The following is an 11,195-nucleotide window of genomic DNA, read 5'->3' on the forward strand; positions in this document are numbered from 1 at the left end:
GTCAGTTGAGCGGCATCGCCGCGTAGTCGAGGACGTCGAGCTTTTCGAAGGTCGCCTGCACGGTCGGCGTGAGCAGGCCCATCTCGCGGATCGTCGGCACGAGGCGCCGGAAGATCGAGCGGCGGATCGAGCTCGACACCGGCGATTCGCGCACCATCGCGCTGCATTCGCGCTTCGACAGCCCCATCGGTTCCCAGATGTCGTCCGCGCACAGGTGCTCGTACAGCACGGCCGCGCCTTCGCAGATGAATTCCTCGCGCTCGCGCAGCTCGTGCGCACTCATCTCCGCGTACACGCGGCACAGCGTGATCCGGCCGACCGCGAAGTGACGCGCCTCGTCGCGCTGGATCCGCAAGAACAGGTCCTTGACGAACGGATCGGTGCTGTACGCGACGACGCTCTGGAAGATCGACAGCGCGATGCCCTCGACCAGCACCTGCATCCCGAGGTTCGTCATGTCGAGCGCGCTGCTCGTGATCGTGTCGTGCAGCAGCCCCTTCAGCGAGCGGCTCATCGGGTAGCTGACGTCGAGCTTCTCGTTGACGAGCTTCGCGTATGCCTCGACGTGGCGCGCTTCGTCCATCATCTGCGCGGCCGCGCACAGCCGCGCGCTCAGGCCGCTCTCGGCCGACGCGAGCTTCGACGCGCAGATCAGCGCGGCCTGCTCGCCGTGCAGGATCTGCGACAGCAGCCAGCCCTGCGCGTGATGGCGCACCTCGCGCTTGTCGGCGTCGGCGAGCTTGCCCCACAGCTCGGTGCCGTAGATCAGGAGCGTCGGGTCGGGCATGCCGAGCGGATTCGCCGGGTCGAGGTCGTGGCGCCAGTCGACGTCGGTCGCGACATCCCACTGCGCGGCCTTCGCCTTCTCGTACAGCCGGTTCAGCGCCTCTTCGCGCAGCGCGTAGTCGTTCGACATCAGCGCGTCGACGGGCATCGACCAGCGGATATCGGCCGTGTCCTGCATCACGGTAAGCGTGTCATTCATATCAGGGTCTCCCCGGCCGCGCGGCGGCGCCGGAATGATGGACGGAATCGATGAACGGAGCGGCGGCGCGCGACGCACCCGGGTGCGGGTCGAGCCGGATCGCATAGGCCGGCCACGCGCCGCGCAGTTGCGCGTCGAACGCATCGGCGAGCCGCGCGGGCCAGATCGCGCAGCACACGCGGTTGTCGCCGGCGAATTCCGCATCGCGCAGGATGCGGTCGCCGATCCAGACGACCGGCGCGCCGCGCGCGGCGTCGCGCAATGCTTCGTCGTACAGGTGCACGCCGAGCAGCACGTGCGGCGCGAGCAGTTCAGCCGGCAGCGCGCCGAAATACGGCGCACAGACTTCGATGAACAGGCGCGCGTCCGGATGCACGGCGCCGCGAATCCGCGCCGTGATTTCCGCGAGGAATGCGAAATACTGCACGTGGTCGAGCAGCACGCGGCGTTCGCCGGCGGCCACGTCGTACGTATTGCCAGCGTCATACGCATCGCCGGCCGCTTCCGCGAGCGCGGCGCGCGCATAGTCGGCCGGCGTGTCGAGCGGCATCCGGTATGCGCTGGCCGCGACCGCAACCGGCTGCCGTGCGTCGCGCGCGATCCGGTACGTGAAGTGAACGGGCCGCACCATGTCACGCCTCGCCGTCGAGAGAGAACGTCGCGTCCGGCGCGAACGCGACGTCGGCGATCGCGTAATAGCCGTTCAGCGCGAGCGAGCAGACGGCCGCGCGGCGCGGCGTGTCGCCGTCGCGGTGCGCGAGCAGCACCGACAGCCACGGGTCGCTGCCGAACGCATGACCGAACAGGCCGTGGCCGTCCGGCAGCAGCGGCGTCTTGCCGACCGACGCGAGCAGCGCGCGGCGCGACGTGGCCGGAAAGAACGGCAGCGCCGCATGCAGCCCGGGGCGCGCCGCGCAGAACGTGCGGATGTCGCGACCGAGCCGCACGACCGCGCTGGCCGGCGGCGCGGCGTCCGCGACGACCGACTGCGCCGGTTCGCGGCCGACGTCGACGAGCAGCGTGCAGACGCCGAAGCCCGAGCGCCCCCAGGCGGGATTGCCGTGCCAGTACGTATAGCCGTGCACGTCGATGTCGACGATCTGCAGCAGCAGCGTGCGCGGCCCGGTCTCGGCCGCGGTCGCGAGCGTGCGGCGCAGCACGTAGCCCCAGCCCGCGCACTCGTACGAGCACGTCATCCAGTCGGGCGTGTAGTCGTTCGTACCGGCGAGCGCCTGCGCGAACACGCGATGCTGCGGCGAGTCGTTCATCAGCAGCATCGACAGGATCGTCGAGCTGACCACGTAGTCGTCCGCGGCGATCGCGCCGCACAGTCGCTCGCGTTCGGCACACGCCAGTGCGCCGATCGCGCGGGCCGTGTCGTCGAGCGGCACGGCCGCGCCGTCGCGCGACGGCGCGACGCGTCGGTACGCGAGCGCCTGCACGGTCAGCGCGGTCGCCGGGGCCGGCTGGACGACGGCGGCCGCCGCGGGGGCAAGGGGCGCGAGCATCGCCGTATCAGGCCGCGTGCTGCTGGCGGCGCAGTTGCGCGTCGAGCTGCTGCAGCGTCGTGTATTGCGTGATGTTCAGCGCTTCCGGATCGATCGAACCGTAAAGCTGTTCGCAGAACACGATCAGCTCGACGATGTTCAGCGAATCGATGCCGAGTTCGCCGATGCCGGCGTCCGTGTCGACGGTTTCGACGTTGAGGATCTTCGCGACTTCGCGGGACAGGATGTCGAGCGCGTCGGCCGGAACGTTCTGGGTCGTCATGAGGGGAGCTCCTGAAGTTGAGTTGGATTGATCGGGATCGATCGGCCTGTCGCGTGGGTCAACTGCCGGCTTCGCAGCGCAGGCTCTTGCGAAGCTCGTGATAACAACGGTACGAACTGCCTTCCATCTTCGAAAACGCCAGCAGATCGCGCTGGTCGTCGAACAGCGGCACCTTGCCGTCGCGGACGAGCGCGCTCAGGAACTCGTTCGACAGCAGCTTGATCGCGAGCACGCGCTGCACCTTGCCGAAGCTGTAGTGCGCGTCGTCGGTCTGGTTGCGCGCGGCGTCCGCGATGAAGCGGTGCACCGCGCGTGCGTCGGCGTCGAGCTCGACGCGGCCGGTCCGTTCGAGCCAGCCGACGTGCGCCATCAGCGCGCGGACGAAGTACGGCCGCACGACGGTCAGGTATTTGTTGAACACGGTCGGGCCGCCGATCCGCAGGCGATCCTCGGCGGCGATGCGTACCTGGCCGGCGACGTTCGCGAGCTGCAGGTTGCCCGCGAGGAACGGCGCGCCGCAGGTCGCGCGTGTCAGCTTTCGGTACTCGTCGGGCCACACGAGATAGGCGGCCGGGAACATCACACCCGGCAGGCGTGCCGCGACGACGGCCATGCAGTCGCGGTGCGCCTCGATGCCCCACACCTTGTCGACCGTGAGCGCGAGCCCGTTGTCGTCGCTGCGTACGACGGTGCGCCAGGCGGCGAGCGTCGGGCCGCCGCCGTCGCTCATCAGGAACGCGAAGTTGTGGCCGGCGTCGATGCACTCGCATGCGCGGCGGTTCTGGTCGTCCGAGAAGAACAGCCCGAACATGATGCGGATGAACGCGCGCATGAACGGCTTGAACAGGTGATGAAACCCTTCGCGGCCGATCTGTTCGAGCAGCGCTTCGGTGAGCGGCGCCTCGTCGTGCCGAAGCGGCGTCGACGCGGACGCGTCGGGCAGCACGTCCGGTGTGGACGCGCGCAGCGCGATCACCATCTCGCTGTCGAGCAGCCGCACGGCGGCGGCTTCGACCAGCCGGGCCGCCGCACGCGGCGGGGCGCCGATCGTGTCGAGGTTGTCGAGGTGGCGCAGCACCGGATACGCGGCCTGGTCGGCCACGCGCAGCAGCGGCGGAGAGGGCGGCGTGGCGGTCGAAGCGGGAACGGAAAGCGTGGACATGGCAGGGTTCCTGTCAGAAACGCACGCGCACGGCGGCGTCGATACGGGTGCCGAGACCGACCATCCGGTACTCGGACTGGCTGTCGGAGAATGCGCGCGTGACGGCGACATCGACGCTCACGCGCTTGTTCACGTCGGCGACGACCTGCGCGATCGCGAGCAGGCCCTTGTCCTGCGGCGAATAGACGCCGCGCAGCGAATACTCGACGCGGCCGATTTTCTTGCCGAGCCGCGCGAACAGGTAGTCGCGCAGGCTGCCGTCGACGCTCACGAAGTTGGCCGTGCCGCCGAGGCCGGCCAGCGCGGCGCCGGGCGCGACGGGCAGCAGCGCGTTGTTCGCCTGCACCGCGCCGACCATCCGGCGCCACTGGCTGGCGTCGTAACGCGCCTCGTCGTGCGACCACTCGACGATCAGCGACAGGTTGCCGGGCAGCGCGCTCTGCATGCCGACCGCGCTGCGCCACATGATCTGGCGATCGTTGCGGCGATCGACGGCGTCGTACGCGGCCGCCGAATCGAGCGGCGTGCCGTCCGCGATGAAGGCCGGCAGCGGTCGCGTCGTGCCGCGCTCGAGCCATGCGCCTGCATAGACGGTGTTCGAGCGCGCGACGTCGAACGACAGCGTCGCGCCGGCGCCGCCGCGGCCCGCGTGACGGCCGGCGAGCAAGGCGGCCGAGCCGCCCGACCAGTTGTATGCGCCGCGCACGAGTTGCGTCGCGCCTTGGACGTCGCGGTTGTCGACGTCGTTGCGCAGCGTGCGGTTCTCGCCGGCGATGAACTGCAGCGTGGTCTGCTCGCCGGCCCATTTCGCTTCGACGAGCGGCGTGCCTTCGACGTCGCCGTAGCGGTCGTAGATGTCGGCCGTCGCGGCCCGTTTCTGGAAGAAGCCGAGCGGGAAGAACGCCTGCGACGTGTCGAGCGCGTCGATCCGCTTGCCGGCCGTGAGCGTGATGCCGTTGTCGAACGCGTAGCGCACGCCGGCTTCGTTGAAGCGGCTCGCTTGCGCGCCGAGCGAATGATTACTGGCGACGACGCGCGCGTTCGCGAACAGGTTTTCGCCGTCGATGCGTGCGAGCAGGCCGACTTCCTGCAGGTTGCGCGGCGAGTCGCCGATCAGGCGGCCGAGCAGCGCACGGCCGTCCATGCTGTCGACGGAGCGCGCGTAGCCGATACCGTTGAGCGTGCCGAGCTGATCCATCAGCGATTCTCCATGCGCGAGCGTGCAGCCGAGCGCGAGCGGGATGGCGAGCGCGATCCCCGGCCAGTTGCGGCTGGCCCGGCCGGACGATGAACGGAGGCGGTCACGATGGGCGTCGGCATCGGCGTCGTACTCATTGACCATCGGCGAGCGTGTCGGGGTTGAACCAGCCCGACGGAATCTTGCGCGGCTGACCGTCGAGGATGTCGACGACGCTCGCGCGCTGCTTCTCGACCTCGTTGCGATACGTGATCTTGCGGATCACCTTGCGGCCGTTCGCGTCGACCGGCGCGGAAAAATCCGCACTGCGAAACAGCAGGCCGCTCGCGAGGAAGAACTGCGCGCGCACCGGCACGTCGGTATCGGGCGTGACCCACAGCTTGATCGTCGGGTAGACGTTGTCGGGGTCGGTCGCGGTCAGGTCGAGCTCGGTGGCCGGCTTGCCGTCGATCGGCGTCGTGCCCGGAGCCGCCGTCGCGCGGTAGCTGTCCGCCCAGTGCGTGCGCGTGATGTCGCTGATCACGACCTCGCCTTGCAGTCGCTGCATCCCGTTGATGCGCACCGCGCTGCGCGTGTTCGGCACGTAGAACCAGTGCCCGCGCGTGGTCGCGAGGTATTTCTGGCCGTCGTTCTCGCCGCTGCGCGTGAGCGCGAGCGTGTCGCCGTTGCCGCGCGTGTAGACGAGATAGCGGGTCGCGTCGCCGGATTGTCCGCCGACTTCGTTGGTGATCCGGATGTTCGTCTGCGTGTCGGCGGCCGTGCTGCGGTATGCGTCGGCACGGGCGAGCATGGTCTGGGCCGTCGGCACGTCGGCTGCGTGGACGGCGAGCGGCGCGCACGCGACGAGCGCGGCGAACGTTACGCGAATGCGGTTCATGGGGCGAGTCCTTCGAGGATGTTGCGTTTCGCGAGCCCGAGCGTCGCGAGCAGTGCCGCGGCCACGCCGAGCACGACGAACGCGGCTTCGACGGCGGCCACGGCTGCGGGCGACACGGTGAATTCGAGCAGGATCGGTTTCACGCGACCGGGCGGCGCGGGCAAGTGGATCTGCGCGTGATTGAGCGCGACCATCGTCAGCAGCGCAAGCGCGATGCCGGCGGCCGCGCCGAGCAGGCCGAGCAGCGCGGTTTCCTGGATCAGCACGCCGCGCACCGTGGCGGCCGGCACGCCGAGCGCGCGCAGCGTCGAGATCTCGCGGCGCCGCTCGACGATGCTCATCAGGATCCAGTTGCTCATCGACAGCAGGATCGTCACGCAGAGGATCGCGCCGAATACCGAGAACTGGTTCTTGTACAGCGCGACGACCTGGTGATAGAGCGACACGAGCTGGTCCCAGGTCCGCACGTCGAGCGTCGGCAGCGCGGCGCGCAGTGTCGCGGCGGCGGCCGGCGTGTGCGCGGTATTCGACAGGAACACCGCGATGCGCGACGCGCGGTCGGTGCGCAGCAGCGCCTGCGCGGCCGTGAACGTCACGTCGACGATCCGTTCGTCGACGTCCTTGTTGCCGGTGCTCATCACGCCGACGATCTGCGCGTCGGTCGCGTTGATGCCGCCGTGCGCGGTCGACGCCATCAGTTGCACGACCGAGCCGACGTGCACGCCGAGCTTGCGCGCGAGCTCGGCGCCGACGACGACTTCGGTGCCCGCATGCGTCGGCGACAGATAGCGGCCCGACAGCACCGTGTGATAGTCGAAGAAGCCGGGCGGCTCGCGGTTCGGCTCGATCCCTTCGCCGACGAAGCCGTAGCTCAGATCGCCGTTCGACACGAGCCCGTCGAAGTCGATGCCGCGCGCGGTCGTCGCGACGCCGGGCAGCGCGGCGATCGCGCGCGTCGCGGCAGCCTGCTCGTCGGCGGTCAGCCCGTACTGCAGCGGCCGTTCGCCGATCAGGTCGAGATAGCCATGATGCAACACCTGCACATGGCCGACGCCGCTGTCGATCGACCCTTCGCGCACAGCGTCGAACGTCGCGATCACGTAGCCGAGCGCGAGGCTCGACGCAAACGCGGCGACGCCGATCATCGCCATCGTCAGCACGGTGCGGCGCCGGTTGCGCCAGAGGTTACGCCACGCAAACGTCGACCAGTTCACGATTCACTCCCGGTACGCCGTCGCGCATCTCGATGCGGCGCGGCAGGTGCGCGCACAGACGATCGTCGTGCGACGCAATCAGAAAGGCGGTGCCCAGCGTGCGGTTGGTGTCGAGGATCAGCTCGGCGACCGCCCGCGCGTTGGCGCTGTCGAGGCTCGCGGTCGGCTCGTCCGCGATCACGATCGCCGGCTCCTTGGCGAGCGCGCGGGCCAGCGCGACGCGCTGCTGCTCGCCGCCCGACAGTTCGCCGGGGCGGTGTCGTTCGCGCGCGGCAAGCCCCACCGCGTCGAGCATCGCGCGGGCGCGTTCGCGCCGCGTGCGCGGCGTGCCCCACGCGAAGCAGCCGAGCTCGACGTTCTCGAGCGCCGACATCACCGGAATCAGGTTGAATTGCTGGAACACGAAGCCGATGCGTTCGCGGCGAATCCGTTCGAGCGTGTCCGGCGCGTCGTCGATCCGGCGGCCTTCGAGCCAGCGTTCCCCGCTGCTCGGCACGTCGAGAAAGCCGGCGAGGTTGAGCAGCGTACTTTTGCCGCTGCCCGACGGGCCGACGAGCGCGACGACGTCGCGCCGGCCGATGGAGATCGTCGCGCCGCGTACGGCGACGACGCTGCCCGCGCCCTCGTACACGCGGGTGACGTCGCGCAGTTCGAGCACGGGGCCAGGCGACGCGGCCGTCATGCGAACGCTCCCTGGCCCGTTTCGACGGCGGCCGACGCGGGAATCACGGGCAACGCGCCGTTCGCATAGAGATCGCGACACTTCAGGCGCTGCAGCTTGCCGCTCGTCGTGCGCGGCAGCGAGCCGGGCTCGACGAAACACAGATCCTGCGCGGCGAACCCGATGCGCGACGCGAGCAACTGCTGGCACTCGGACCGCGTTTGCGGCGTGGCGTCGACGGGCCGCGCCTCGATCGCGACGACCAGCCGTTCGGTGCCGGTTTCCGGATCGGGCAGACCGAACGCGATGCACGTGCTCTTGCGCAGCGCGCCGTGCGACGCCAGCGCTTCCTCGATCTCGTGCGGGAAATAGTTGCTGCCGCGAATGATGATCACTTCCTTCTTGCGGCCGAGGATATGCAGCTGGCCGTCCGCGACGTAGCCGATGTCGCCGGTGCGGAACCAGCCGTCGGCCGTCAGCGGCGCGGCGATCGTGCCGTCGTCGGGGTTCAGGTAGCCGAGCATCACCGACGTGCCGCGGATCGCGACTTCGCCGACTGCACGGTTCGGCAGCGCGTGATCGCCGTCGTCGAGGATGCGGAACGCCATCCCGTCGATCGGCGTGCCCATCGCGAGCACCGTTTCGGTGTCCGCTTCGGTATCCGTCTCGTGGCCGTCGTTCGCGGCGGCCGGCTGCGCGTCGCGGCGCTCGATCAGCGCGCGCCGGTCGAGCGTGTCGGCGATCACGTACGGTGCGCCGTCGACCGCGCCTTCGTGCCATGCACGGTGCATCGATACCGCGAGCGTCGATTCGGCCATCCCGTAGCACGGTTGCAGCGCCGACGCCGCCAGGCCATACGGCGCGAACGTCGCGGCGAAATCGCGCAGCGTCGCATCGTCGACGCGTTCGCCGCCGATGAAGATGTTGCGGCACGCGGACAGATCGACGCCATCCATCGCGGCGGCGTTGAAGCGGCGCACGCAATAGCGCAGCGCGAAGGTCGGCACCGACGTCGTCGTCGCGCGCACCGATGCGATGCGCTTGAGCCAGCCGAGCGGATTCCGGATGAAGCTGTTCGGCTGCATCATCAGCAGCGGTGCGCGGTAGTGGAGGTTCGACAGCAGCGTGAGCAGCCCCATGTCGTGATAGAGCGGCAGCCATGACGCGGTGCCGTCGCCGGCCGCGATATCGAAGCGCACCGACCCACCGATGCCGAGCACGTTCGCGATCACGTTCTCGTGGCTGAGCACCGCGGCCTTCGGATGCGACGTCGAACCCGACGTGAGCTGGACATGATGCGGATCGCGGCCGCTCTTCGCGCTGATCAGCGCACGCGCGCCGGCCTCTGCAGCGCTCGACAGCATCGCGAGATCGACGACGCGCGTGGACGCCGCGGGAAACGCCGCATCGTGCCAGGCCGCGGCCTGCGCATCCGCGGCAACGACGATGCGCGGCCGGTACAACTCGCACGCGACGTCCGCCACCTGCCGTCCGGCCGTTGCACGCCGCGCGGGAACGGGCACGGTGCAGGGCAGCGCGCCCGTCATCACGCAGGCCATCATCGCGGCCGCATGCTCGACCGATGCTGGCAGCGCGAGCATCACCAGATCGTTCTCGCGCACACCGAGCTCGCGCAGCGCACCGGCCTGGCGAAACACCTCTTCCGCGAAGCGCCGGTACGTGATGCCGGCTTCGTGGCCCGCGTCGTCGACGAACGTCATGCGATGCATGGCGCCCGCGACGTCCTCGAGCGATTCGATCAGGCGATGAATGGTGGATGCGTACTTCGTCACGAGGGTTCTCCCCTTGAGGAACACGGCCGCTCGCGCCACGGTGCCGGCGGCGCCGTTCGTCGAGTGAGGTGGATTCTTGCCGGATCGATCCGCTGCGACAAACGGAATCTATGCAGGCTATGCATGAGCGGAGCGCATCCACCAAGGCCGGCGCAGGTTCCTTATTCGCGTGATTAGCGTGCTCGGGGCGCGAGGTGACTGGTCGGTCTCATTCGACCGGTCGTCTAGTTCACGATGTGGTTCGCTCATGCGCAGGCGTCATGCAATGCGTTCGGAAAATTCGCTTGTCCGAAACATCGACTCACAGAAGAATTGCATCCCGGCAGCGCGCCAGCGTCGCCGCGTCATCGTGCCGGGCAGGGTCCGGCTCAAGGAGAGCGTCTTGTCCGTCACCTCATCGCTTGTTGCCCGCTCGAAACCGGTTGCAGACATGAAGAGCCGCCCGAGCGGCGTGGTCTTCTCGCTGAAGCTGGCGGTGTACGTCGCGCTCGTCGCGCACGGGATGATGTTCGCGCTGTCGACGCTCGTGATCGTGAAGATCGTCGGCATCCTGCTGATCGGCGCGATGTATGCGCACGGCGTCGAGCTGCAGCACCAGGCGTTGCATTACCAGGGGTTCCGCAGCAAGCGCCTGAACATGGTGTTCGGCGTGCTGCTCGGCATGCCGATGCTCGTGTCGTTCCACGCGTACCAGGACAGCCACCTGCGCCATCACCGGTTGCTCGGCACGCCGGAGAACAAGGAGTTCTTCGACTACGGCGACCAGTACGGCGCGAGCCCCGTCGTCAATGTGGGGCTGTGGGCGTGGCGGCTGTCGATGGCCGCGCACTATATCCAGTTCGCGAAGAACGTCGCGAAGCTCGTCGTGCCGGGCGCGCGCTTCGGCGACAACGCACTCGTGTCGCGCGCGATTCGCCGCGACTACCTGCTGATGGCCGTGGCGATCGCGCTGCTTGCCGCGCTGTCGTTCGCGCTGCACACGTGGTTCGCCGTCTGGGTGTGGGTCGTGCCGCTCGTGTGCGTCGCGGCGCCCGTACATGCGCTGGTCGAGATGCCCGAGCACTACCGCTGCGACCTGACGAGCACCGACCCGTTCCGCAACACGCGGACGATCGAGAGCAACGCGTTCATGACATGGTTCACGAACGGCAACAACTATCACGTCGAGCATCACATGATGCCGAGCCTGCCGATCGAGCGGTTGCACGACCTGCATGGCGCGATCGCGCCGCGCATCCGCTATTACCACCGCACCTATCGACAGTTCTACTACGCATTGCTGCGCGGCCGGCTGTCGCCGCGCTCGGTGGACGACGATCGGGACGACCGCGAGCCCGATGCCGAAGCGGTCGCGCCGGCGTCCACGCAATCGGCGTGACCGCCGATGCCGAGTGCGTTGCGACGACGATGACGACGATGCTCTATCCGGAACTTTTCAGATCGCTCGAAGCTGTCCGCTGGGACATGGAGAAGGACATTCCGTGGGACAAGTTCGACGCTTCGCTGCTCACCGACGAGCAGGCGAAGACGATCAA

At 68.8% G+C, this 11,195-nt stretch carries 11 protein-coding genes and 1 pseudogene; 2 read left to right on the top strand and 10 right to left on the bottom strand.

Annotated elements, in window-relative coordinates:
- Position 1 precedes the first annotated feature (1 nt).
- Genes WT24_RS31265 through WT24_RS31310 form a run of 10 tightly spaced genes read right to left on the bottom strand, consistent with a single transcriptional unit; the run spans position 2 to position 9,660 of the window.
- The gene (locus tag WT24_RS31265; protein WP_059498690.1) at positions 2 to 985 is read right to left on the bottom strand and encodes a ferritin-like domain-containing protein; all 984 of its coding nucleotides are present in this window, start codon (positions 983 to 985) and stop codon (positions 2 to 4) included.
- Position 986: 1 nt separating this feature from the next.
- Positions 987 to 1,616 carry a hypothetical protein gene (locus tag WT24_RS31270; protein WP_060037112.1) on the bottom strand — a complete coding sequence of 210 codons (630 nt, stop codon included), beginning with the start codon at positions 1,614 to 1,616 and terminating at the stop codon, positions 987 to 989.
- Between the two features lies 1 nt (position 1,617).
- Positions 1,618 to 2,493, bottom strand: a complete 876-nt coding sequence (locus tag WT24_RS31275) for a hypothetical protein (RefSeq protein WP_060037114.1) — start codon at positions 2,491 to 2,493, stop codon at positions 1,618 to 1,620.
- 7 nt (positions 2,494 to 2,500) lie between these two features.
- The gene (locus WT24_RS31280) at positions 2,501 to 2,755 is read right to left on the bottom strand and encodes an acyl carrier protein (protein WP_011350104.1); all 255 of its coding nucleotides are present in this window, start codon (positions 2,753 to 2,755) and stop codon (positions 2,501 to 2,503) included.
- 58 nt (positions 2,756 to 2,813) lie between these two features.
- Positions 2,814 to 3,917 (bottom strand): hypothetical protein, encoded by a 1,104-nt coding sequence (locus tag WT24_RS31285; RefSeq protein WP_059498687.1) that lies wholly within the window; start codon positions 3,915 to 3,917, stop codon positions 2,814 to 2,816.
- Between the two features lie 13 nt (positions 3,918 to 3,930).
- A complete protein-coding gene (locus WT24_RS31290; RefSeq protein ID WP_060037116.1) occupies positions 3,931 to 5,259 on the bottom strand; it encodes a hypothetical protein in 1,329 nt (442 codons plus the stop codon).
- Complete coding sequence (locus tag WT24_RS31295) at positions 5,249 to 5,992, bottom strand: outer membrane lipoprotein-sorting protein (RefSeq protein ID WP_060037119.1); 744 nt, start codon at positions 5,990 to 5,992, stop codon at positions 5,249 to 5,251. Before WT24_RS31295 ends, WT24_RS31290 begins: the two co-directional genes overlap by 11 nt.
- Entirely contained in the window at positions 5,989 to 7,206 is a 1,218-nt protein-coding gene (locus tag WT24_RS31300) for an ABC transporter permease (protein WP_060037121.1), read from the bottom strand. Before WT24_RS31300 ends, WT24_RS31295 begins: the two co-directional genes overlap by 4 nt.
- Positions 7,178 to 7,888, bottom strand: coding sequence for an ABC transporter ATP-binding protein (locus tag WT24_RS31305; RefSeq protein ID WP_060037123.1), 711 nt, complete (start codon positions 7,886 to 7,888; stop codon positions 7,178 to 7,180). The genes WT24_RS31300 and WT24_RS31305 overlap by 29 nt, the downstream gene beginning before the upstream one ends.
- Complete coding sequence (locus tag WT24_RS31310; RefSeq protein WP_257127591.1) at positions 7,885 to 9,660, bottom strand: fatty acyl-AMP ligase; 1,776 nt, start codon at positions 9,658 to 9,660, stop codon at positions 7,885 to 7,887. The genes WT24_RS31305 and WT24_RS31310 overlap by 4 nt, the downstream gene beginning before the upstream one ends.
- A gap of 430 nt (positions 9,661 to 10,090) precedes the next feature.
- Here WT24_RS31310 and WT24_RS31315 point away from each other — a divergent pair, with 430 nt between their 5' ends.
- Positions 10,091 to 11,038: a fatty acid desaturase gene (locus WT24_RS31315; RefSeq protein ID WP_060037127.1), complete on the top strand. Its 948-nt coding sequence runs from the start codon at positions 10,091 to 10,093 to the stop codon at positions 11,036 to 11,038.
- A gap of 29 nt (positions 11,039 to 11,067) precedes the next feature.
- Positions 11,068 to 11,195: pseudogene (locus WT24_RS31320) on the top strand (ferritin-like domain-containing protein); the annotation flags it as partial.

The organism is Burkholderia sp. MSMB1078WGS (genome assembly GCF_001528895.1).
GTDB lineage: Bacteria > Pseudomonadota > Gammaproteobacteria > Burkholderiales > Burkholderiaceae > Burkholderia.